At 70.4% G+C, this 23,942-nt stretch carries 18 protein-coding genes and 1 pseudogene; 13 read left to right on the forward strand and 6 right to left on the reverse strand.

Going from position 1 to position 23,942, the window contains the following annotated elements; translation table 11 throughout:
- The first annotated feature begins 162 nt into the window (after positions 1–162).
- From GA0070607_RS02905 to GA0070607_RS02920, 4 genes are all read left to right on the forward strand, one after another.
- Positions 163–1,347: a zinc-dependent alcohol dehydrogenase gene (locus GA0070607_RS02905; protein WP_089016776.1), complete on the forward strand. Its 1,185-nt coding sequence runs from the start codon at positions 163–165 to the stop codon at positions 1,345–1,347.
- Positions 1,344–2,273, forward strand: a complete 930-nt coding sequence (locus GA0070607_RS02910; protein WP_089016777.1) for an SDR family NAD(P)-dependent oxidoreductase — start codon at positions 1,344–1,346, stop codon at positions 2,271–2,273. Before GA0070607_RS02905 ends, GA0070607_RS02910 begins: the two co-directional genes overlap by 4 nt.
- An 85-nt stretch (positions 2,274–2,358) precedes the next feature.
- Positions 2,359–3,369: a serine hydrolase gene (locus GA0070607_RS02915; protein ID WP_089016778.1), complete on the forward strand. Its 1,011-nt coding sequence runs from the start codon at positions 2,359–2,361 to the stop codon at positions 3,367–3,369.
- 113 nt (positions 3,370–3,482) lie between these two features.
- Entirely contained in the window at positions 3,483–4,628 is a 1,146-nt protein-coding gene (locus GA0070607_RS02920) for an MBL fold metallo-hydrolase (protein WP_089016779.1), read from the forward strand.
- A gap of 58 nt (positions 4,629–4,686) precedes the next feature.
- Here the strand turns inward: GA0070607_RS02920 and GA0070607_RS02925 are convergent, their stop codons facing one another.
- Complete coding sequence (locus GA0070607_RS02925; RefSeq protein WP_089016780.1) at positions 4,687–6,198, reverse strand: deoxyguanosinetriphosphate triphosphohydrolase family protein; 1,512 nt, start codon at positions 6,196–6,198, stop codon at positions 4,687–4,689.
- 142 nt (positions 6,199–6,340) lie between these two features.
- Between GA0070607_RS02925 and GA0070607_RS02930 the strand changes: the two genes are divergently transcribed.
- The 3 genes from GA0070607_RS02930 (at position 6,341) to GA0070607_RS02940 (ending at position 10,574) form a co-directional block, all read left to right on the forward strand.
- Positions 6,341–8,833, forward strand: a complete 2,493-nt coding sequence (locus tag GA0070607_RS02930; RefSeq protein WP_231930773.1) for a Tex family protein — start codon at positions 6,341–6,343, stop codon at positions 8,831–8,833.
- Positions 8,834–9,187: 354 nt separating this feature from the next.
- Positions 9,188–10,072, forward strand: coding sequence for an aminoglycoside phosphotransferase family protein (locus GA0070607_RS02935; RefSeq protein WP_089016781.1), 885 nt, complete (start codon positions 9,188–9,190; stop codon positions 10,070–10,072).
- 34 nt (positions 10,073–10,106) lie between these two features.
- A complete protein-coding gene (locus tag GA0070607_RS02940) occupies positions 10,107–10,574 on the forward strand; it encodes a hypothetical protein (RefSeq protein WP_089016782.1) in 468 nt (155 codons plus the stop codon).
- Here GA0070607_RS02940 and GA0070607_RS02945 read toward each other — a convergent pair.
- Positions 10,504–11,451 (reverse strand): DUF389 domain-containing protein, encoded by a 948-nt coding sequence (locus GA0070607_RS02945; protein ID WP_089016783.1) that lies wholly within the window; start codon positions 11,449–11,451, stop codon positions 10,504–10,506. The two genes, GA0070607_RS02940 and GA0070607_RS02945, sit on opposite strands and share 71 nt — an antisense overlap.
- Before the next feature lie 259 nt (positions 11,452–11,710).
- Between GA0070607_RS02945 and GA0070607_RS02950 the strand changes: the two genes are divergently transcribed.
- The 6 genes from GA0070607_RS02950 (at position 11,711) to GA0070607_RS02975 (ending at position 18,741) form a co-directional block, all read left to right on the forward strand.
- Complete coding sequence (locus tag GA0070607_RS02950; protein WP_269458418.1) at positions 11,711–12,409, forward strand: sugar transferase; 699 nt, start codon at positions 11,711–11,713, stop codon at positions 12,407–12,409.
- Complete coding sequence (locus tag GA0070607_RS02955) at positions 12,406–13,554, forward strand: DegT/DnrJ/EryC1/StrS family aminotransferase (protein ID WP_089016784.1); 1,149 nt, start codon at positions 12,406–12,408, stop codon at positions 13,552–13,554. Before GA0070607_RS02950 ends, GA0070607_RS02955 begins: the two co-directional genes overlap by 4 nt.
- On the forward strand, positions 13,551–14,195 hold the full coding sequence (locus GA0070607_RS02960; RefSeq protein ID WP_089016785.1) for an acetyltransferase: 645 nt from the start codon (positions 13,551–13,553) through the stop codon (positions 14,193–14,195). The genes GA0070607_RS02955 and GA0070607_RS02960 overlap by 4 nt, the downstream gene beginning before the upstream one ends.
- Positions 14,196–14,340: 145 nt before the next feature.
- A complete protein-coding gene (locus tag GA0070607_RS02965; RefSeq protein WP_089016786.1) occupies positions 14,341–16,212 on the forward strand; it encodes a nucleoside-diphosphate sugar epimerase/dehydratase in 1,872 nt (623 codons plus the stop codon).
- Between the two features lie 85 nt (positions 16,213–16,297).
- Complete coding sequence (locus GA0070607_RS02970; protein WP_231930775.1) at positions 16,298–17,530, forward strand: glycosyltransferase; 1,233 nt, start codon at positions 16,298–16,300, stop codon at positions 17,528–17,530.
- Positions 17,531–17,700: 170 nt separating this feature from the next.
- A complete protein-coding gene (locus GA0070607_RS02975) occupies positions 17,701–18,741 on the forward strand; it encodes a glycosyltransferase family 4 protein (RefSeq protein WP_231930776.1) in 1,041 nt (346 codons plus the stop codon).
- 97 nt (positions 18,742–18,838) lie between these two features.
- Here the strand turns inward: GA0070607_RS02975 and GA0070607_RS34265 are convergent.
- The 4 genes and pseudogenes from GA0070607_RS34265 to GA0070607_RS02995 form a co-directional block, all read right to left on the reverse strand.
- Positions 18,839–19,538 (reverse strand): annotated as a pseudogene (locus GA0070607_RS34265) (IS982 family transposase).
- A 62-nt stretch (positions 19,539–19,600) separates the two neighbouring features.
- Positions 19,601–20,950: a glycosyltransferase gene (locus tag GA0070607_RS02985; protein ID WP_157743066.1), complete on the reverse strand. Its 1,350-nt coding sequence runs from the start codon at positions 20,948–20,950 to the stop codon at positions 19,601–19,603.
- Between the two features lie 218 nt (positions 20,951–21,168).
- Complete coding sequence (locus GA0070607_RS02990; protein ID WP_157743067.1) at positions 21,169–22,494, reverse strand: lipopolysaccharide biosynthesis protein; 1,326 nt, start codon at positions 22,492–22,494, stop codon at positions 21,169–21,171.
- Complete coding sequence (locus tag GA0070607_RS02995) at positions 22,491–23,936, reverse strand: O-antigen ligase family protein (protein WP_172898969.1); 1,446 nt, start codon at positions 23,934–23,936, stop codon at positions 22,491–22,493. The genes GA0070607_RS02990 and GA0070607_RS02995 overlap by 4 nt, the downstream gene beginning before the upstream one ends.
- Positions 23,937–23,942 lie beyond the last annotated feature (6 nt).

The following is a 23,942-nucleotide window of genomic DNA, read 5'->3' on the forward strand; positions in this document are numbered from 1 at the left end:
CGCTTTTCAGGGGTACGGCGGTCCGGTGTTTCGGTGGTGGGGCTGGGGCGGCCCCGTCGCACGGTCACCCCCAGCCCCGCCCGAGGCAGCCGCCCGCGACCGGTTCAAGTGCCGGAGTGCGGGTAGCAGTCCGGTAGGCGCACCGGAGAGGGGACGAACGGCATGAAGGCACTCACCTGGCAGGGCAAGCGGGACGTACGGGTCGAGGAGGTCCCGGATCCCCGGATCGAGGAGCCGACCGACGCGATTATCAAGATCACCTCAACCGCGATCTGCGGCTCCGATCTGCACCTGTACGAGGTGCTGGGGCCGTACCTGAAGCCCGGCGACATCCTCGGTCACGAGTCGATGGGCATCGTCGAGGAGGTCGGGCCGGAGGTGACCCGGCTCAAGCCCGGCGACCGGGTGGTGGTGCCGTTCAACATCTCCTGTGGCAGTTGCTGGATGTGCCAGCGCCAGCTCTACGCCCAGTGCGAGACCACCCAGGTCACCAGCGAGGGCAAGGGCGCGGCGCTGTTCGGCTACACCTCCCTCTACGGCTCGGTCCCCGGCGGGCAGGCCGAGTACCTGCGCGTCCCACAGGCGCAGTTCGGACCGATCACGATCCCGCAGACCGGCGCCGACGAGCGTTACCTCTACCTCTCCGACATCCTGCCCACCGCCTGGCAGGCGGTGAAGTACGCGGACACGCCGCCCGGTGGCACCCTGGCGGTCTTCGGGCTGGGCCCGGTCGGCCAGTTCTGCGCCCGGATCGGCCGCCACCTCGGCGCCGGCCGGGTGATCGGGCTGGACCTGGTGCCAGAGCGGCTGGAGCTGGCCCGCCGGCACGGCATCGAGGTGCTCGACGTCCGCGAGCTCGACGACGTGCCGGGCGCGCTGATCGACCTGGTCGACGGACGCGGCCCGGACGCGGTCATCGACGCCGTCGGCATGGAGGCGCACGGCTCGCCGGTCGGCAAGCTGGCGCACGCCGCCGTCGGGATGCTGCCGGACAAGCTGGCCCAGACGATGACCGACCGGGTCGGCACGGACCGGCTATCTGTCCTGCACGCCGCGATCAAGGCGGTCCGTCGCGGCGGCACCGTCTCGCTCTCCGGTGTCTACGGCGGCGAGGCGGACCCGATGCCGCTGATGGAGATGTTCGACCGGGGCATCCAGCTGCGGATGGGGCAGTGCCACGTGCGCCGGTGGACCGACGAGATCCTGCCGCTGCTCGCCGGCGATGACGACCCGCTGGGCGTGGAGGATCTGCGGACCCACCGGATGCCGCTGGCCAGCGCGCCGCAGGCGTACGAGATGTTCCAGAAGAAGGAGGACGGCTGCATCAAGGTCGTGCTGGCTCCGTGAGCCGGGTCGTGGTGATCGTCGGCGCGACCAGCGGGATCGGCCGGGCGACGGCCCGGGCGTTCGCCGAGCGCGGCGAGCGCCTCGTCCTCGCCGCCCGCGCCACACAGACCCTGGCCGAGGTACGCGCGGAGTGCGCCGACGTCGACGTGCTGACCGTGCCCACCGACGTCACCGAACCGGGCGCGCTGGATGCGCTCGCGGGCGCCGCGACCAGCCGGTTCGGCCGGATCGACGTGTGGGTGCACACTGCCGCCGTGATGGCCTACGGGCGCTTCGACGAGCTGCCCGAGCACGTCTTCGAGCAGGTGGTGCGGACCGACCTGCTGGCCGCGGCCGGATCGGCGCGGGTGGCGTTGCGGCACTTCCAGGCCGCCGGGGCGGGCACCCTGATCCTCACCGGCTCGGTGCTCGGGCACATCACCGCGCCGTACATGAGCGCCTACGTGGCCAGCAAGTGGGGGTTGCAGGGGCTGGTCCGGACGGTGCAACAGGAGCTGCGCGACAGCCCGCAGATCCGGCTGTGCATGATCAACCCGGGCAGCGTGGACACTCCGGTGTACCAGCAGGCGGCCAACTACCTGGGCCGGGTCGGGCGGCCCCCACCGCCGATCGCCGGCCCGCAGCGGGTGGCCCGGGCCATTGTGGACTGCACGGACCGGCCCCGCCGGGAGGTGTCCGTGGGCCGGCTGAACGCGGTGCTGCGGTTCGGCTTCACCGTGCTGCCGGGCGTGTACGACGTCCTGGTCGGACCGTTGATGCGGTTGGCCGGCCTGAGCGGCCGGCCGGTCGACGCGCACGACGGCACGGTCTTCGCCCCGAACCCGGCCGGCGAGGCGGTGCGCGGCGGTCATCTGCCTGACCTGCGGCAGCTCGCTCGCAGCGTGCCGGGGCCGCCCGGTGCCGCGCTGCGCAGGTGGTTCACGTGAGCGGTCGGGGGGCACCTTGCATCGATCAACTCGCCTAGGGTGGTGGTCCGGCAAGCGCTCCGGCGCACCACGATGGGGGAGACGATTGACCATCCGACTGAACCGCAGGACGGCACTCGGGCTGGGCACGGTGGCCACCGCCGGTACGGTGCTCGGTGCCGCAGGCCCGGCGAGCGCCGCCGAGACGACCGAACCGAGGCCGACGACCCCGGCCCAGGCCGCCCGCCGGGTCGCCGCCAGCTACTCCCGGCTCAGCACCGAGGCCGGCGGCAACTGGCAGGCGTACGTCAGCGTCACCGACCCGGCCGGCCCGCCCGTGGTCGCTGTGGCCGCCGAGGCGGACCGGAGGATCGAGGCGTACAGCGTCAACAAGATCGCGGTCGCCACGGCGGTGCTCGACAAGGTCGACCGGGGGCTGCTCACCCTGGATCAGCGGGTCGAGGTGACCGCGGCGATCGTCGTACCGGGCGGCGACGGCATCTTCAGCCTGGACGGCGCGTACCCGAGCAGCGTGACCCTCGGGCACGTGCTGGCCACCCTGCTCACCGTCTCCGACGACACGGCGGTGCGGCTGTGCGGGTCGGTCTGCCCGGCCGCCGAGCTCAACGCCATCCTGGTCGGCAAGGGTTTCCCGAACACCCAGGTCGAGCCGGTGGCCAACCCGAACCGGTTCTTCCTCGGCACCAGCACCCCCCGGGAGACCCACGACCTGCTGCGCGCCCTGGTCGCCGGCACCCTGCTCTCCCCCGCCTCGACGGCGTTCCTGCTCGGGCTTCTGCGCGCCCCGGTGGCGTTCACCGACGGCATCCGGCGCACCATGTCCTCCGACGAGCGGGCCCGGATCGCCACCAAGGCGGGCTGGTTCGCCGACGCCCGGCACGAGGCCGGGATCATCTTCGACCGGTCCGGCGCCGCGGTGCTCACCTACGCGCTGTTCGCCGACGGGCAGGCCGACCCGGACGACTTCGGCGCCACGCACCCGGCGGTGCAGGCCCGGGCCGCCATGGGCCCCCGGTTCCTCGCCGCGGTGGACCGGCTCGCCGGTGCCGGCACGGCGTACCGGATCGCGGCCCGGCGGCCCAGCAACGGCGGCTGAACTCGCGCCCGGGCCGGCCATCGTGGCGGCGGTCGGCCCGGTGCGGCGGCCGCCGGGGCGCGAGGCGGCCCGGGTGACTACCGTGTAGTGCGGGACACGGCGGAGGGACGGCGATGGCACCAGCGGAACGCACGGACGTCGAACGGTCGCTCGGGCGACGGATGGGCGGCGCGGCAGGGCTGGCCGCGCTGGCCGGCCTGGCCTGGGTGGCCCGGGACGTGCCGGCGGCACTGGGCGGCCGGCTCGCCGGCGCCCGGGCCGAACGGGCGGCCCGCTCGCCCCAGTTCCGCGACGGCACCTTCCACAACCAGGCCGGCACCCGCACCATGGTCGCCGACCCGGGCCGCAACCTGCTCCGCGAGCTGATCTTCGGCAAGCAGAAGCGCCGCCCGAGCACAGCGGTCCCGCTGCTGCGTCCGGCCGACGAGCCGGCCGCCACCGGCACCGACCGGGAACTCGGCGTCATCTGGTACGGCCACGCCTCGGCGCTGGTGGAGATCGAGGGGTACCGGGTGCTCATCGACCCGGTGTGGAGCGAGCGCTGCTCGCCGTCGGCCATGGTCGGTCCCCGCCGGTTGCACGAACCGCCGGTACGCCTCGACGAGCTGCCCCGACTCGACGCGATCCTCATCTCCCACGACCACTACGACCACCTCGACATGGCCACCGTCCGGGAACTGGTCGCCCGGCAGTCCGCGCCGTTCCTGGTGCCGCTCGGGGTGGGGGCACACCTGGACCGGTGGGGCGTACCGGCCGACCGGATCATCGAGCTGGACTGGTCGGACAGCCACCAGATCGACGGTCTGAAGGTCACCGCCACGCCGGCCCAGCACTTCTCCGGCCGGGGGCTGCGCCGTGACGGCACGCTCTGGAGTTCCTGGGTGATCGAGGGCAGGTCCCGCAAGGTCTTCTACACCGGCGACTCCGGCTACTTCGACGGGTACGCGGCGATCGGCGCGGAGCACGGGCCGTTCGACGTGACGCTGATGCAGATCGGCGCCTACGACCGGGCCTGGCCGAGCATCCACATGTTCCCCGAGGAGGCCGTCGACGCGCACCTCGACCTGCGCGGCGGGCTGTTCATCCCGGTGCACTGGGCGACGTTCAACCTGGCGCTGCACGACTGGTCCGAGCCGGTGAACCGGCTGTGGGCCGAGGCGAAGGCCCGCGACGTGCGACTGGCCGTCCCCCGCCCCGGCGAGCGCGTGGTGGTCGACGACCCACCAGCCGTCGACGGCTGGTGGCAGTCGGTCGCCTGAGTGAAAGGAAGGGCCCCTTATTAACGCCTGGCGTTAATAAGGGGCCCTTCCTTACATTTCAGAGCACGAAGGCGTCGGTCCAGAGCGCGCCGGAACGGCCGGAGAGCGCGTCCAGCATGGCCACCGCCTGGCCGTCGGTGAGCTGCGCGACGAAGTCCACGATGGCCCGGCCTCGGGCCCGGCCGATCCGGTCCGAGGTGCGCGGATGCAGCTCCGCCTCGGCCAGCTCGACCAGGTCGTGCAGCCGCCGGGGCAACCGGGACTCCTCCTCCGGGTCGAGCAGCCACTCCCACAGCGCCTCGACCAGGGTGCCCAGCAGCCGGGCCTGGCCGCGCTGGTGCAGGGCGAGGTCGGGGCGGGCCAGCACGAACCGGTGGTGGACGAACTTGAGCACCTGCACCTCGTGCCACTGGGCGCAGCCGAGCAGCACGTACCCGGAGCGCACCGACGGCTGATCGGTCACGGTGATCGCGTCGACGAAGCGGGTGGACCAGCGGGCGGAGAACCGGGCCACGTACTGCTCGGCCTCGATCGAACCGTCGAACGGCATCGCCAGCAGCCCGTCGACCAGCTCCTCCCGGACGTGCTCCACGGCGGCGGCGAACGCGTCGTCGTCGGCGATCCAGGCGTCCTTGCGGTGCAGCTGCCGGCGTAGGCGCTCGATCGCCGCGCCGGGCCGACGGGCCGCGGTGGCCAGCGCCGCGTCGGTGATCGCCCGGAAGTGCCCGCTCTCCCGCTGCCAGGCCATCAGCTCGGCGGAGACCGCGCCCTGCTGGAGCACCCCGACCCGGTAGAAGTCCTCCACGTCGTGGATGGCGTACGCGATGTCGTCGGCGGTGTCCATCACGGACGCCTCGACGGTCTGCTGCCAGTCCGGGATTCGGCCGGCGAACGGCTCCCGGGCCTGACGCAGGTCGTCGAGCTCGGTCCGGTACGCGCCGAACTTCGATGAGCCGCTCTCCGGGTCGTCCGGCGGTGGGGTGGCTCCGCGCGGCGGCGGGTTCAGCAGGCGGGGATGCGGGTCGGGGTGGTCGAGGCGGGTCCACGGGTACTTCAGCATCGCCGCGCGGACCGCGGCGGTCAGGTCCAGCCCGGTGGTGGCCGCACCCCGGATCTCGGTGCTGGTGACGATCCGGTACGACTGGGCGTTGCCCTCGAAGCCGTCGGACAGGCCGAGGCGCTGGCGGGCCAGCCGGTCCAGCACCCGCTCCCCCAGGTGCCCGAACGGCGGGTGGCCCAGGTCATGGGCGAGCGCCGCGGCCTCCACCACGTCCGGATCGCAGCCCCCGAGCTTGTCCAGCAGGTCACGCCACCGCCCGTCGCCCGTCAGCCGTTCGGCGATCGCCCGGGCCACCTGGGCGACCTTCAGGCTGTGTGTGAGCCGGTTGTGCACCAGCAGCCCGGAGCCGACCGGGCTGATCACCTGGGTGACGCCCCCGAGGCGGGCGAAGAACGGCGAGCCGACGATCCGGTCCCGGTCGGCGCGGAACGGGTTGGCCGTGAGATCGCCGAGGGCTCGGGCGCTGCCGCCGAAGAGCCGCCGGGCACGCGGCTCCGCAGCTGTTTCCATGATCGCAACGCTAGCGCAGGCACGACGGGGCCGCTGTCGGGTCGCCCGGCCGGGCGCGGCGACAGCGGCCGGGACCGCCCGGCACAATGCAGGGCGGTACCCGCTCTTTGAGGGCGGATCGAGTCGAAGGCGGATCGAGATCGTGACCCAGTCTGTTCATCAGCGGATCGCCGACGAGCTCGGCGTGGCCGAGCGTCAGGTGCGGGCGGCCGTGGAGCTGCTCGACGGCGGCGCCACAGTGCCGTTCATCGCCCGCTACCGCAAGGAGGCCACCGGCCTGCTCGACGACACCCAGCTGCGCACCCTTGAGGAGCGGCTGCGCTACCTGCGCGAGTTGGACGAACGGCGGGCCGCCGTCCTGGAGTCGATCCGCGGCCAGGGCAAGCTGGACGAGGCCCTGGAAGCGCAGATCATGGCCGCCGACTCGAAGTCCCGGCTGGAGGACATCTACCTGCCGTACAAGCCGAAGCGGCGGACCCGGGCGCAGATCGCCCGCGAGGCGGGGTTGGCGCCGCTGGCCGAGACGCTGCTGGCCGACCCCTCCCAGGACCCACGGGCCACCGCCGCCGGGTTCGTCGATGAGGAGAAGGGCGTCGCCGACGCCGCCGCCGCGCTGGAGGGCGCCCGGGCGATCCTGATCGAGACCTTCGCCGAGGACGCGGACCTGATCGGCACGCTGCGCGAGCAGATGTGGTCGCGAGGCCGGCTGGTCTCCCGGGTACGCGACGGTCAGGAAGCGGCCGGCGCCAAGTTCGCCGACTACTTCGACTTCTCAGAGCCGTACCCGAAGCTGCCCTCGCACCGGATCCTCGCGATGTTCCGGGGCGAGAAGGAGGGCGTGCTCGACCTGACCATGGAGCCGGAGGAGGCCGGCGAGGCGGACGCCGCGCCGACCGGTCCGAGCCGGTACGAGGCGGTGATCGCCGGCCGGTTCGGCGTGTCCGACGCCGGCCGCCCGGCCGACCGTTGGCTGGCCGACACGGTCCGCTGGGCGTGGCGCACCCGGATCCTCATCCACCTCGGCGCGGACCTGCGGATGCGGCTCTGGCAGGCGGCCGAGGAGGAAGCCGTACGGGTCTTCGCCATGAACCTGCGGGACCTGCTGCTCGCCGCGCCGGCCGGCACCCGGCCCACGATGGGGCTGGACCCCGGCCTGCGTACCGGGGTCAAGGTGGCCGTGGTGGACGCCACCGGCAAGGTGGTCGCCACCGACACCATCTACCCGCACGAGCCGCGCCGGCAGTGGGACGCGTCGATCGAGACCCTCGCCCGGCTGGCCGGCGCGCACGGCGTCGAGCTGGTGGCGATCGGCAACGGCACCGCCTCCCGGGAGACCGACAAGCTGGCCGGTGACCTCATCAAGAGGCACCCGCAGCTCAACCTGACCAAGGTGGTGGTCTCCGAGGCCGGCGCGTCGGTCTACTCGGCCTCCGCGTACGCCTCCCAGGAGCTGCCCGGGATGGACGTGTCGCTGCGCGGCGCGGTGTCCATCGCCCGCCGGCTCCAGGACCCGCTCGCCGAGCTGGTCAAGATCGACCCACGGTCCATCGGGGTGGGCCAGTACCAGCACGACCTATCCGAGGTGAAGCTGTCCCGGTCGCTGGACGCCGTCGTGGAGGACTGCGTCAACGCGGTAGGGGTGGACGTCAACACCGCCTCCGCGCCGCTGCTGACCCGGGTCTCCGGCATCGGCGCCGGGCTGGCCGAGAACATCGTGCTGCACCGCGACGCCAACGGGCCGTTCCGGTCGCGTACCGAGCTGAAGAAGGTGGCCCGGCTCGGGCCCAAGGCGTTCGAGCAGTGCGCCGGCTTCCTGCGCATCCCCGACGGTGACGACCCGCTCGACTCCTCCAGCGTGCACCCCGAGGCGTACCCGGTGGTGCGCCGGATCCTCACCAGCACGGGCCAGGACCTGCGCTCGGTGATCGGCAAGAGCGGGATCCTGCGTGGGCTGCGGGCGACGGACTTCGTAGACGACCGGTTCGGCCTGCCCACCGTCACCGACATCCTCGCCGAGCTGGAGAAGCCCGGGCGCGACCCTCGGCCGGAGTTCCGCACCGCCACCTTCGTCGAGGGCGTGGAGAAGATCGGTGACCTGACTCCGGGCATGGTGCTGGAGGGCGTGGTCACCAACGTGGCCGCGTTCGGCGCGTTCGTGGACGTCGGGGTGCACCAGGACGGTCTGGTGCACGTCTCGGCGATGTCGCGGACCTACGTGAAGGACCCCCGCGAGGTGGTCAAGTCCGGTGACGTGGTCAAGGTCCGGGTGCTCGACGTGGACGTACCCCGCAAGCGGATCTCGCTGACCCTCCGTCTTGAGGACGAGCCGGGAGCGGCATCTGCTGGTGCGCGGGACGGGCAGGGTGCCCGCAGCGGCCGGACCGGCCAGGACGGACGCGGCGAGCCGGCTCAGCGTGGTTCACAGAGCGGGCGCGGCGGCTCCGACCAGCGCGGGGGTCAAGGGGGACGCGGCGGACCCGACCAGCGCGGCGGCCAGGGCGGACGCGGCGGCCCCGACCAGCGCGGGGGCCAGGGCGGACGCGGCGGTCAGCAGCGGCAGGGGCGGGGCGGCGGCGCGCCCGCACCGGCCAACGACGCGATGGCCGAGGCCCTGCGCCGCGCCGGACTGGCCTGACTCCAATCGGGCGCGGCCACGCGCCCGCGCCGACACCGCCCGGGATGCCCGCCACAAGGCGGCCATCCCGGGCGACCGGCCCCGCCCGCCCATCACCCCACGCCGGGCGCTGTCGAGCTGCCCCATATCTGGGGCGGGCCGGCCGCACGCTGGCGACGCACGCACGGGACCGTTGGCGCCGTGCAAATCTTGGACACTTTCCGTCAGGGCGGAACGGAAACTGTCCAAGATCTGGTCTTCGCAGCGCGCCCCCAAATATGGGGCAGCTCGACAGGGACTTCGGGACGTGGTGGCAGGGCGCGGGAAATCGGATCGCTTGGTGGTGGGGTCCGGGGTGATGATCTCGCAGTGAGGATGCATACCGACCAGGTTGACGTCACCGCGGACGTGGTCGCCGCGCTGGTGGCCGAGCAGTTTCCCGAGTGGCGGGCCCTCCCGGTGCGCCCGCTCGCGTCGTCCGGCACGGTGAACTCGCTCTTCCGGCTCGGCCCGGAGATCGTCCTGCGGTTCCCGCTGCGACCCACCGCCGACCCGGAGCTGCGCGCCGAACTGCGGCGGGAGCAGGAGTACGCCCGACTGCTCGCCGCGCACCTGCCGGTCGCGGTGCCCGAACCGCTCGGCCTCGGTGAGTCCGGCGAGGGATATCCCGGGCCGTGGACGGCGTACCGCTGGATCGCCGGAGAGCCGGCGCGGCCCGACCTGATCGACGACCCGGACGCCTTCGCTCGCGACCTGGCTGGTGTCGTCGCCGCTCTGCATGACATCGACAGCGGCGGTCGGGCCTGGCCCGGGTTCGGCCGGGGCGGCCCGCTGGCCGCTCAGGACGCCGGCGTGCGGTCGGCCCTCGCCGACAGCGGCCAGCTCACCGACACCGCCCGGCTCGCGGGCGTGTGGGACCGGTGCCGGGAGGCTCCCCGGCACGACGACCATGACGTGTGGATCCACGCCGACCTGATGCCGGGCAACCTGCTGGTTCGCGACGGCCGGCTGGCCGCGGTCATCGACCTCGGCACGGTCGGCGTCGGCGATCCGGCGGTGGACCTGATGCCGGCGTGGAATCTGCTCGACTCCGGGCCGCGGGAGACGTACCGGCGGGCGCTCGGCGTGGACGACGCCACCTGGCAACGCGGGCGCGGCTGGGCCCTGATGCAGGCGATCAACGCGCTGCCGTACTACGTCGAGACCAACCCGGTGATGGCCGACATCGCCCGGCACACCCTGCGGGCCGTACTCGACTGAGCCGCGCCGCACTCGCGGGCGTACCGTCGGCGTCGTGAGTGAGCGGGACGGCCGGGAGTGGCGGGAGCGGCAGCGACAGGCGGTGCGGGCGCACGCCGACGCGGACGCGCGGCAGCGGGCCACCGAGCACGCCGAGGCGGCGGAGCTGGTGGCCTGGTTCGTGGCCGAGGCGACCCGGCGAGGGCTGCCGACCACCCGGCTGGTCGCCCGGGGCTACGACGGGCGCGGGCGCTACCGGACCCGGCTGACCGGGTGGTACGTCGACCGGGCCGAAACCCGGGCGGTGGACGTGGCCGGCCGGTTCCACCTGCTGACGGTGCCGGGCGGCCTGCGGGCGCGGCTGTTCGGGGTCGATCCGCAACCCAGCCCGGCGCCGTTGATTGTCGGAGCGGGTGGCCGCGACGGCGAGTCGATCCCGTTGCGAACGTTGCTCAACCGGCTGCTGGACGACGGGGCTGACGGGCCAGGTTCCACCACCACAGCTGCTGCACCGCGAGGGTGAGCAGCCCGGCCAGGACGATCGCGCAGAGGTTGATCACCAGCTGGAGGGCTGACCCGGCCGCCTCGTCCCACACCCCGTAGGCGCTGGCGACCGACACGTTCGCCGCGGCCGGCACCGTGGTCACGGAGATCAGCACCCCAACCAGGCTGCCTGACTTCTTCGACGTCAACGAGAGCATGCCGGCCACCCCGGCGAGCAGGCCGACCACCCAGGACAGCGCGTCCGGCCGCCAGATGAAGTCGGTGAGCGGGCGGTCCACGAGCAGCATCTCCCGGCTGACCAGACCGGCGGCGTTCAGTGCCCAGGTGCTCAACACGGTCGCGACCATTGCCACCAGGAAACCGACGGTGAGGGCTTGCACCGACCGGATGATCACCGCGAGCCGGCGGCGCAGCAGCGCGACGCAGAGCGCGGCGAGGGGGCCGAACTCCGGCCCGACCACCATCGCCCCGACGATGAGGATCGGCTGGTCCAGCAGCACACCGATACCGGCGATCATGGTGGCGATGGTGAGCAGCGCAAGGTAGGTACCGGACAGTTCGGTCTGCTCGCCGGTCTTCGCCGCGATCTCGTCCCAGACAACCGCGTCAGCACCGCTGCCCGGCGCTTTCTCCGCCGCTCGGTCGGCCGCGGTGGAGATCGTCAGCTCGACGTCGTCAGCGGCGATGCCGCCGCTCGTGTCCACGCCGATTCGCCGCAAGCCTTGGAGCACCCGGTCGGCGCTTTCCCGCACCACGTCGCAGAGGATGAGGTCGCCCTGCGGCTGCCGGGCCGCGCCAGGCAGCACGGCCAGGTGGGTCACCCCCGCCTCCGCCGCGAGCAGGTCGACGACCTGCGTCGACCTGTCCGCCGGAGCGATCACCCTCAGGTGCAGCACTATCCTCCCTCGCCCGACCGGGTTGAATTTCCGCCCCACCGGGCGGTCGCGACTCTACCGCTCGACCTGTGATGACACGGACCGCACGAGAGCCCTGAGCAGGCCGTGTCCATGCGCGATGTTTCCGGGTTGATCGGGAGGAAGCAGCCTGAGTGTCTGGATTCGAGGCTGCTTGACCGTCTTGTACTGATAAAACACGTGAGTAGTTTTACGTCGCTTTCTCTCGGAGGTCGGATCGGTGCCGGTGCCTGGTGGTCTCGTGAACGCCCCGGAAAAACCTCTGCTGCTGCCTCGCCCTGACCCGGTCAAGCGCATCTTCGACGCGACCCTCGCGGCCGTGCTGCTGGTGCTGCTCACGCCGCTGCTGGTGGTGGTGGCGGTCCTCGTCATGGTGGGCCTCGGCCGCCCGGTGCTGTTCCGCCAGTGCCGCGCCGGCCTTCACGGCCGACCCTTCGAGGTGGTCAAGTTCCGGACGATGCGGCCGCCCAATCACGGCCGCAGCCTGGTCAGCGACGGCGACCGACTCACCCCGCTGGGGCGTTGGCTACGTGCCACCAGCCTGGACGAGCTGCCCACGCTCTGGAACGTTCTGCGCGGCGACATGAGCCTGGTGGGCCCGCGCCCGCTGCTGCCGGAGTACCTCGGTCGCTACTCCGCAAGCCAAGCCCGGCGGCACGAGGTACGGCCCGGTGTCACCGGCCTGGCTCAGGTGCGCGGGCGCAACAGCCTGAGCTGGGAGGAGAAGCTGGACCTCGACGTGCAGTACGTCGACACACGCAACTTCCGCCTCGACCTGTCGATCCTGGTCGCGACAGTGCGCACCGTGCTGCGCCGCGAAGGCATCAACGCGGCGGGGTCGGTCACCGCGCCGGAATTTCGCGGGACCGGCCATTGGTCGGGATCCGGCCGACAGGAGCAGAAGCCAGCACTTCGCCCCATGTCGGAGGTGCCGCGATGAGCCGGACGATCCACCTGTCAGCACCCGACGTCGGCCCCCTGGAGGAGTCGTATCTGGTGGCCGCGCTGCGGTCGGGGTGGGTCGCGCCAGTCGGTCCCGACCTTGAGGCGTTTGAGCGGGAGGTGGCTCATCGGGTCGGCACCCAGGGCGCGGTGGCCGTCACCTCCGGCACTGCCGCGCTGCACCTGGCCCTGCTCGGCCTCGGGGCCGGTCCGGGCGACGTGGTCCTGGTACCGACACTGACTTTCGTGGCCACCGCGAACGCGGTTCGCTACACAGGTGCCCGGCCGGTCTTCGTTGACTGCGACCCGCTCACCGGCAACGTTGATGTCGGGCTGCTCACCGAGACGCTGGGAAAGCTCAGGGCCCGAGGCGAGCGGATAGCCGCGGTCATACCGGTGGACATGTTCGGCAGCTGTGTCGACTACACAACCTTGTTGCCATTTTGTGCGGAGGCAGACGTACCGGTCGTGGAAGACGCCGCAGAGAGTCTCGGCGCCCACCACAACGGGCGGCCCGCGGGCTCGTTTGGACACGTCGGAGCGATCTCGTTCAACGGCAACAAGATCATGACGACATCGGGGGGCGGGATGCTCGTCTCCGACGATCTCGCCCTGCTCGCGCACGCCCGCCACCTCGCTACCCAGGCGCGAGAGCCAACGCTGCACTACGAGCACCACGAAATTGGATACAACTACCGACTGAGCAACCTGCTGGCCGCGCTCGGCCGGGCTCAGTTGATGAGGCTCGACGGAATGATCACTCGGCGCCGTGCTCTGCGGGACCGTTACACCAAGCGCTTCACCCCGGTGCCGGGCGTCGAGTTGATCGGCGGAGAGGACACCGGCTCCAACTGCTGGTTGACCTGCCTGCGCGTGGATGCGGCGCGCTCGGGCTGGGAAGCGACGGACCTCGCCGCCCACCTGGCCGCCCGCGACATCGAGACCCGGCCGGTGTGGAAACCGATGCACCGACAGCCGGTGTATGCCGAAGCCGAGAGTGTGCTCACGGGTGCGGCCGACACGCTTTTCGCTCAAGGACTCACTCTGCCCAGCGGCAGCGGGCTGACAGAACCTCAGGTCGAATTCGTGCTCGCGGCTATCGACGAATTCCTTTCCGCCACGGCTGAGGTGGCGTTCGCGTGACCATTCCACTTGTGGTTGTCGGTTGCGGCGGCCACGGCCGCGAGATGCTCATCGTCGCCCGCGCACTGGCGGACCAACCCGGGCAACCATGCTGGCGCCTGCTCGGCTTCATCGACGATCGGCCCTCAGAGGAGAACCTGAAGCGGGTACAGCGACTGGAGGTCCCCTTCCTCGGCGGTCTCGCCTGGCTACAGGACGCACCAGCGGACACCCACCACGTCATCGGGATTGGGGACCCCCAGGTGCGCAGGGCTGTCGGGGAGCGCATCGACCACTACGGCACACCCGCGGCGAGCCTCATCCATCCGGCGGCCACGATCGGTCCGGACACCGTTCACGGGCCCGGGTTCGTCGCCTTCGCGGGCGCTCGGGTCACCACAAACGTGACCATCGGTCGTCACGTGCACCTCAACCAGAACACCACTGTCGGGCACGACTGCGTGCTCGCCGACTACGTCTCGGTCAACCCCCTCGCCGCGGTTTCCGGTGACTGCCACCTCGACGAGGGGGTGCTGATCGGCACCACCGCCGCAGTGCTGCAGGGCCTGACCGTCGGACGGGACAGCATCGTGGGGGCAGGCGCCTGCGTCGTCCGCGACGTACCCGCCCGCGCAGTTGTCAAGGGCGTCCCGGCCCGCTGAGCTGGCATCGCCGACAAAGAATCCTGACTCTTCGTCTGAAAACTGATGTATTCACCCAAACAGCGCAAATAGCATGCCTCAAGCTAAAGCGGACAACTTCCTGCCCCCTCGGGCGGAATGGTCGGAAATGGATCAAGGAGCCCACATGCCGCTGGACACGGACAGCCCGCCACGGGTGGACGAGCCAACACGCCGATCCCGAGCCCGCCGCCGCACTGTCGCGTTCCTCGCTACCGATGCCACCGCTTGGCTCTGCGGCTTTCTCGCGGCCGCATGGACCCGCTACGAGTTCCAACCACCGCCGAACCTGTTCGCGCGAGCCGCCGTCGTCGCCACGCTCGCCGCACTGGTGCACGTCGCCGTGGCCGCGCTCCGGCGGCTCTACTCCGGACGTCATCCGCTGGGCAGCCTGCAGGAGGTCCAAGGCGTCGCCGGAACAACGATCACGACGGCCGGCATCCTGCTGCTCGGGCTGCTGCCGTCCGATGACCGGCCCGTGCCGGCTAGCACCCCACTGGTCGGCGGCGCTCTCGCCCTATTGTTCATGCTGGCAGCCCGGTTCGCGTACCGGCACCGGCGCGATCTTGCCATGCGTCCTGATCACAGGTCGGCGACGCCGGTCCTGCTCTTCGGGATGGGTGACGCCGGGCAGGGCCTGCTCCGCGCGATGCTCAGCGACCCACGCGGCCGGTACCTGCCGGTCGGCGCTCTCGACGACGACCCCGACAAGCGCGACCTGCGCATCGGCGGGGTACGCGTGCTCGGTGGGCGGCGCGACGTTGGCAAAGCGGTACGACGCACCAACGCCAGCACGGTCATCTTCTCTGTCGCCAATGCCGACGCCGCATTGATTCGGCAGATACGAGAAGCAACCCTCCAGACCGGGGCGGCGTTCAAGGTGCTGCCTCCGGTGCGGGACCTGGTCGACCACCGGATCACCGTCACCGACGTCCGCGACGTGCGGATCAGCGACCTGCTCGGGCGCCGCCAGGTGGTCGGCGATTTGCCACTGAGCACAAACACCCTGACCGGCCGACGGATCCTGGTCACCGGCGCCGGCGGCTCGATCGGCTCCGAACTCTGCCGCCAGGTGATGAAGGCGGACCCGGGCGAGCTGATGATGCTGGACCGGGACGAGTCCGCCCTGCACAGCCTCCAGATGTCGCTCGCCGGACGGGCCCTGCTAGACGGTCCTGAGCTGATCCTCGCCGATCTACGGGACGACGAGGGCATCCGACGGATCATCCGAGAACGCCGTCCGGAGATCATCTTTCACGCTGCGGCGCTCAAGCACCTGCCCCTGCTTCAGCGGCACCCCGGAGAGGCGGTCAAGACCAATGTCTGGGGCACCCTGTCCGTGCTCGACGCCTGCCAGGATGTAGCTAGGTTCGTGAACATCTCCACGGACAAGGCCGCCGATCCGATCAGCGTGCTCGGGTACTCCAAGCGAATCACCGAGATGCTGACCGCGCACGCGGCCTCACGGTTTCCGGGAACCTTCCTCAGCGTCCGGTTCGGAAACGTCTTAAGTAGCCGCGGATCGGTCGTGACTGCCTTTCAGCGGCAGATCGAGGCGGGCAACCCGCTGACCGTGACGCATCCGGACGTGACGCGCTACCTGATGACTGTCGAGGAAGCCGTGCACCTTGTGCTTCAGGCCGCCGAGATCGGTCGCGACGGGGAAGCATTGGTGCTTGACATGGGTGAGCCGGTCCGGATCGCCAACCTGGCCCGGCAAATGGCCGACCAGGCCGCGAGTACGGTGCCGATCGTCTACACCGGTCTACGGCCGGGCGAAAAGCTGCACGAGGATTTGCTGGGTGCCGGCGAAACAGACACCAGGCCGTTCCACCCGCTGATCTCGCACGTTTCAGTGCCCGTCCTGGATTCGCTGGAGGTCAGCGGCCTCGACCCGTATGACGACCCGGACAAGATTGTCGCGAAACTCGCCCAACTCTGCGCCCATCCGGTCAACCCGACCCACGCCGCCACCCGCGAAGCGCCGCTACCGCACTGACCCGTGGGCGGTGGTGTGGGCGTCGGGGCGCCCGGATCACCGCCCACGTAGTCGTTGAACGTGTGCTGAAGGGAGATTCCGCACGGTGACTTCGACCCACGAGAAACAGATTCACACGCAAGGCCCGCTGGCGAGCCCCCGGCTCCGGATCGTCGTTCTGATCAAAACAAACAGCGGCGGGGCTTGGATCCTGCCGCAGGTAGAGGCGATGCGGGGGCGCGGACACGAGGTCATCCTGGTGCTTCCCCCAGGCCCCGGCCGGCTCACCACCGAGCTGCGTGAACGGGGGTTCGAGGTTTTCGAGTGCCCGTTCCCACTACGGCCGGCACCATCGACGCTGGCCGGGCTCGCACGCCTGCGCCGCCTGATCCGCCGCCTGCGGCCGGATATCGTGCAGTATCACCTGATCGCCTCAGCGTACGCGGCGCGGCTGGCAACGGTCGGGCTACCCGTCCGCCGGGTACACAGCGTTGCCGGCCCGCTGTACCTGGACTCGCCATTGATTAGGACCGCGGAGCGCCTGATGTGGCGGTTGGACGACGTCATCGTCAACGGCTGCGCCAACGCCGCGGCGCGATACGAAGCGCTGGGATGCCCCCCGCACCGACTTCCGGTGGCGACCTACGGGGTGGATACCAGCAGGTTCGATCCGACAGAAAGCCCACCGGAGCAGCGCGTCGCGGCCCGGGCCGCGTTGGGCGTCGCTCCGGATGCGTTCCTGGCCATCATGGTCGCGTATGCCTATCCGCCGAAGCGGCTGGTCCACCGGGGACGCGGCATCAAGGGTCACGACGTGCTGCTCGATGCGTGGCGACTGTTCCGCGAAAAGCGCGAAAAGCACGAAAGCTTTCACCTGCTGCTGGTCGGCGGCGGCTGGACCCAGGCTGGGGAAACGTACCGGCATAGCCTCATCGATCGGTTCGGAGTCAACGAGGACGCCAGCATCACCTGGCTGACGAGCGTGCCCGATGTCCGGCCCTGCTACCTGGCAGCGGATGTCAGCGTCAGCCCGTCGCTGAGCGAGAGCCACGGGGCAGCGGTCGAGGCCGGGGCGATGGCCGTACCGAGCATCGTCAGTGACGCCGGGGGGCTCCCCGAGACGGTCGACGCCCGGTCCGGCTGGGTCGTGCCCCGCGACGACCCGCCCGCGCTGGCAGCGGCCCTGAATGACGCATACGCCGAATTCACTGCGGGCACGTTGGCAAGCCGCGGCTCGGCCGCTCGGCAACGTATGGTCGACCAGTTCGACAACCGTAAGACAGCCGAGCAGGTCACTGATGTCTGCGAACAGGTCGCCGCGCTGGTGGTGCGCCGATGAGGGTCGTGGTGAGCACCGAATCTCGGTTCAGCCGCACCCCCAACGGTCGTGTCTGGGTCCAGGCGGGACCGGACAACTCGATCTGGCGGCGCTACCTCACCGTGTTCCAGCGCGTCCGGGTGGTCGGCCGGACGCTTGACGTAGTGGACGTTCCCGAAGGGGCCGCACGGGTGGACGGAGACGGCGTCGAGGTCTGGCCGTTGCCGTACTACGTCGGCCCCCGCCAGTACCTGCTCCGCCGGCACGTGGTGGCACGTGCTGTCACCGCATCGGCGGACGCCGACGATGCGGTGATCCTCCGAGTGCCCTCCCCTATCGGCTCTCTGTTGGCTGCGGCGCGAGAACGTGCCAGGCTTCCGTACGCCTTGGAAGTCATCGGCGATCCGTACGACGTGCTCGCCCCGGGCGTGGTCCGCCATCCACTTCGGCCGGTGCTGCGAGCGTCGGCCACACGACGGTTGCGCCAGCAGTGTCGCTCGGCAGTCGCTGTAGCGTATGAGACGGAACGGCATCTGCAGCGGCGATACCCCAGCCTGCCCAGCACTCCCACAACTGGCATTTCCAGCGTCGACCTGCCGCCGGCGGCGTACGTCCCACGAGCACGGGGCGTTCGGCCGTTGCTGCAGGAAGCCAAGCTAATTTCGATCGGCTCACTTGAACAGCTCTACAAGGGCATCGACACTTTGATCGAGGCGATCGCCCGGTCGAGGGCCCTTTCCCCGCAGCTCCGGCTGGTGCACGTCGGGGTCGGCGCGTACCGCCCCGACCTCGAACAACTCGCCGCACGGCTCGGCGTTGCAGACCGGGTGACCTTCACGGGTGTGCTGCCGACCGTCGAGGCGGTGCGCGAACAGCTCGACGGCGCCGACCTGTTCGTGATGCCGTCGCGGACCGAAGGGCTGCCACGGGCACTCATCGAGGCCATGGCTCGGGCTCTACCGGCCATCGGCTCAACCGTAGGTGGCATCCCCGAGTTGCTCCCCTCGGCCAACCTCGTTCCGCCCGATGATCCTGCGGCCCTGGCCACCGCCATCACCCGGTTGCTGGCCGACCCGGAACGGCTGGCGAGCGCCTCTGCCAACAATCTGGCTCGAGCCCGGCAGTTCTCCACCGAGACCCTCGGTGCCCGGCGGCTCGCCTACTACGGCGCGGTGGCGGAGGCTGCCCGTAAGCCGCTGCGCCAGCGCTCCACGCTCGTGATCGGGCGTTGACTCAGGCCGGGTTACGCAGCACGACGCGCGTCCCCGCGCCCGCCCGGTTGGGCGCGGAGACTCCAGTCGCGGCCTAGACGAGTAAGTCCGAAGTCGGTCAGTGGTCGTAGGCGATCAGGGACCTGGTCAGGGGTTGGCCGGTGGTCCGGTTGTGCCAGATCGCGGCGATCATCGCAAGGAGGCGTTGCGCGACTCGTGCCGAGACGCCTTCGATGCTGCGTCCGCCCTGCAGTTCGAGGTCGAGTTGGCCCTTCAACGTGTCGTTGACGGACTCGATGAGCTGCCGAACAGGTTTGAGCAAGTGCTCGTCCGGGCGTGGGACCGGTTGCGGTACGACGGTCTGAGCAATCGCACCCCACGCTCTGCCAACCACCGGTCCAGCTCCGCGGACACGTATCCCTTGTCCGCGACGATCAGCAGGCCTGGACGCTCGGCGATGAGCTCGGGGTCGTGGTCAAGGACAGCCATCGAGTCGACCACCCAGGTGCCGTCGGTCCACAGGTCGGTGTCCGCCGCGACCACGCGGATCGCTCGCTTGAGCAACGGCAACGCCGCCCGCAACCGCTTGTTGTAGCCGGACTGCCCGGGCAGGTACCTAACGCCACGGGTAGATGCCCGGGGACAAACCGCAGCCAGCGGGCTTCGGACCGCATGCCGAGCAGGGCCTGAGCCACGGCCAGGGTGAGCAGTTCCGCGTCGGACAGCCTGGGTGGCCGCCCCGGCCTACGCTGCCGCCCGAGCCAGTCATCGATCTTCACGTAAGTGCGGTCAGAAAGGGTGTTGAGGCCGGTCGTCACAAACCGATCCTCAACACCCTTTCGACCATCTCCACCCCCGAGGGTCGTTAGGACTTACTCGTCTAGCGGCGTAAACTGTGGACCCGAAATCCCAGACCGGTCGCGGCTCGTAAGGTGACATCGCGCAGGATCTGCATGTATTCGGTAAGTTGGTCCTCCCGATAGAGACCGTCCAGTGCCGCGGCGGGCACCGCTGGGATCCGGCCGCTCCGCTCCTTGACGGCCAGCCACTCGCGAAGCTGAGCCGCGATCGCATGCTTGTCGTTGTGGACAACGCCGGCGCGGCGCTCGCGCACCAACTTCGCTGCCAGCCCCGCCTCATAACCGAGCAGCAGAATCGGCCGCCGGGCTTGGAGGTAGTCGAACATCTTGCCGCTCATCGTCCCCGCGTCCCGCGGATCGTTCCACATCAACAGGACGAGTACGTCCGCCTCAGCCTGGATGCGCCAGGACTTTTCAGCGGAGACGTGACCGAGGAGGGTGACCGAGTCCTGCACACCGGCACGCTCCACGCCAGCGCGCACCACCCCGTTTTCCTCGCCGGCGAACACGACATGGACATGTGCGGCATCCGACCCGAGCAACGCGATTGCGTCAAGCAACGGGCCAGGCTCTCGCTTCCCCGGATAGATGTAGCCGGTGTGCGCCAGCGTCAACATGGGTGCGGACTCGCCTACGGCCGCACGTTCCTCGCTGATGACCGGCGCGGTGGTGGTTGGCGGAGGGAGCGGGCGACGGTCGATGCCATTCATGATCGTGTAGGTCGCGCATCCGAATGTGGTCCGCAAGGTTTCGGCCATCGGCTCAGAAACGGTCACACACGCGGCGACCGATCGGAGCAACCGCCGCTCGATCCAACGGTCCACGGCGAGACGCAACCTGGACCGCGCCCAGTACTCGTTGCCGATCGACCAAAGGTCGCGGTAGTCGGCAACCCAGGGCACACCGAGCCGGCGAGCCAGCTTGGCCGCCACGACGAACCCTGAGAAGGGTGGGCCCGAGGTGACGATGACGTCCGGCCGCCAGTCACCGCGCACCCGCAGGTACTCCCGGATTGCCGGTCGAATCCAGTTAAGTTGCGGGTCCGGCACGAGCATCTCCATGCCGAGACGCCAGAGCCGGCGGTTGGCCGCGCGCCGGACTGCCGCCAGCCGGATGCGCGACCCTGGCCGGCCGGTCGCGGAGTGTGGGGCACCCGACGGTGAAAGATTGAGCCGCGGAAGCTTCGGGGCGGGCGCGACCCGCACCACCAGATCCTCGGGGATCACGGCGGGCGCGTCACCCGACCCCGCGGCAGTGGCGGTGAGCACCTGAACGTCCCAGCCCTGCTCGGTGGCGAAGGCGACGAGAGCGGCTGGCCGCCGAGCCCCCACCGTCTCGGCCGGGGGAAAGTGGTAGGAGACGAGCAGCATCCGGGGCGTCCCGTCGGGAGCCCGGTCGCCGGCGCGGGTCCGGTCCGCGTCGTCCCACGGAGCGGGCGTCCGACGGCTCATCGACGTCCTCCGCAGAGCCATCGGCACCATTGTCGATCAACATTCGGCATCGCCTTGCTCCTTTCTGCACTGGACACCTGGGGCAACGACGCCTCCATCGGCAGAGACGTGCAGGGCGTCGGAAGAGTCGGCACCGGTCAGCCCTGCGGCACCAACGGGGTTTCGGCAACGCCGACTGCCTCGGCCCGCCGCCCGGCAGACGTGACGGCCCGCAACGCCATCAGCCATGACGCGATGTAGGCCACGAACCCGGATACGCTGAGGGCCCAGACCGCAACCAGCGATGACGCACCAGCTGCGGCAACCGCACTGACCGCCCCGGCGACGAGTACGACACGACCCACATCCCAGGCCAGTTGGCGGCCCTGTTGCTCGAAGACAACCAGAGTCTGGGACAGCGGTGACGCCATGAGTTGGCCTGCCACGTAGAGCGCCAGAGCCTGTGCGTACGTCCCGCTACGCTCCCACTCCGACCCGAACACGACGGAGAACGCGGCGGGCGCGGCGACCGAGAGCACCACTGCGGTAAGCCCGGCGAAGAGTGCGAGCTTACGACTAGCGGTAACGAAGATGGGCCGGCAACGACCGGGTTGCTGACGCACCGCGCGGGAGACCTCCGCCAGGTAGACCTGAGCGACCGCCGACGCGACCAGAGCGGCTGGAATCGCGATCACGCGTTGGGTCAACCCAAGCCAGCCGGCGACGGAGCCGCCGTACCAGTAGGCGACGAGCAATACCGGGAGCTGGGTGCCGAGGACGTTGAGCAGCCCCGACGGCGCCAGCAGTAGTGGAAACCCACGGTATCGACGGGCGACGTCCCGCAGGTGGCGCCGCTCACGACCCGCCCGCGCCTGCCCATCGGAGAGGCCCGCACCGCGCATAAGGACAAGCGCGGCCATGGCCTGGCCCAGCCCAAGCCCCAGCACCAGGCCGCCGGGGCGCAGCGCAGCGCCGCCCAGGGTGAGCTGCATTGCCGTCGTGGTCGCCGACTGGAAAAAGTTGCGCCGGCCGATTGATCCATAACGGCGGTGCCGGATGGCGAGTTGATTGAGCAGCAGCACAACGCCCGTTGCCGCCGCTGCCGGCGGGACGACCCACAACCACGTTTCCAGCTCGGGCTGCCCGAAGATCCGGGCGACATCATCCCTGAACGTCAGCACCGCGACGGCGCCTGCCAGCACCGTTGCGCAGGCTGCGGTGAGGCCGAGCGCGACCAGCGTGTGGGCGTCGCGTTCCCGTTCGGGCAGCGGGATGGCCAGATCGTAGCGGAGGACCGACACCGTCCCGATCGTCAGCGTCAGAGCGGCGACCACGGTCAGGAGGCCGAAGTCAGCGGGTCGGTAGATCCGGGCCAGCAGCGGCGCGGCTGCCATCGCTAATACCTGACCGCCGGCCGAGCCCGCAATGATGGCAACCAAGCCTCGCCGGCTCCCCGACATGCGCCGGATGCGCAGCGTGCTCAACGGCGCGCGCACTCCCCCGCTCGCCCGTGCCCCACCCTCGGTCGGCTCGGTTCCCGTCGTCCGGACACCGGCGGCACGCCCCGGCGGGTGGACGCCAGATGCCGGTCTGGCGCCCGCCAGCGCCCGTCGACGCCCTGCCAGCTCGGTGGCCCGTGCCGGTATGCGTCCCCCAGCATCCGGTGCCTGCCCGCACCCTCGTCCCGCGTCGCACCGATAAGCACGAGTAGACCGAGAGCCAGCGAACAGAACAGCGGCCGACTCGCGTTGATGTCGCCGGACGTCGAGACCGCGAGCACGTTGAAGGTCAGAGTCGCGAGGACGAATCCGGCCACCGGGTCAGTCCCGGCCGACCGCCAGAGCCCGATTGCCACGACCGCGACCGCCAGCATAAACAGCCCGCCGACCAGCCAGCCGCCCTCGGCGGTCAGCTCCAGCCACAGGTTGTGCGGATAGGTGTGCTCGATCATCCAGGTGTGGCTGTTCCAGTTGCCGTACCCAACTCCGCCCGGGTTCTCGGCGATAACGGACAGCGTGCGCTGACGCATGTCCGCTCGGGCGCTGTCGAACAGTTCCTCGGATGGGTCGACGATGAGTGCGTACATCCGCGGTGGCAGTAGCGACGGTAGTGCCCAGACGGCAGCGACCACGCTGGACATAAGCCCCACGCCGACCCACTCGCGCCGCCGCCGCCTGCCCTTCTGTCGCAGACCGGCGAGCACCAAAGTGAGAACGGCGGCAGCGGTCGCCACCAGCGGGCCCCGCGAGCCCGTGGCGAACAGACCCAAGATGAGGAGAAGTCCGATCCCAGCCGCCCACCACCCCGAGAGTCGACTGCGGAAGTACAGCCATGCCAGGGCCACCATTGCACCCCCGATCGCCCGGGCCAGCCAGATGGGATTGGAGCCGAAGCCGCCCGACCGGTCACCCTGCGGTTCGCCGACCAGCGCCGCCAGCGCCAACACCACGCCGCAGCCGAGGAAAATGGCGGCGAACATCTCGACATCCCGTCGGCCTCGAATGATCGCCACGGAGATGGTGGCGAGCAGGGTCAACGTCAACAGGAGGAAGAACTTCTGCTGCCCGTACTCGGTCTCCGGCCTTCGCAGAATCCCCGGCAGGGCAAGGACCCCGAACATCAGGAGCACCCAGAAGACGACGACCCGCGCGCGCGAGGCCGGTCGGAACAGATCGTGAAGCACCACCAGCACCGCGAGGACGGCCCCGGTGATGAGGAAGGCCCGGCCAACCGTGCGCGGGAACTGGTCGAAGTTCAGCAAAAACACGATGACAGCAGCTCTGATCGCGGTAGACCAGATCCCGCCACGCTGCTTCGACATCACCCCCGACTCCGTCGTCCGACTTGCACGGACGGCACTACCGATCACCGGCGACCAGGTGTCGCCACGCGTCATCATCACGTCGTTCCTCCGGTCGGCTGCCAACACTCG

Source organism: Micromonospora coriariae (assembly GCF_900091455.1).
In the GTDB taxonomy this organism is placed as follows: domain Bacteria; phylum Actinomycetota; class Actinomycetes; order Mycobacteriales; family Micromonosporaceae; genus Micromonospora; species Micromonospora coriariae.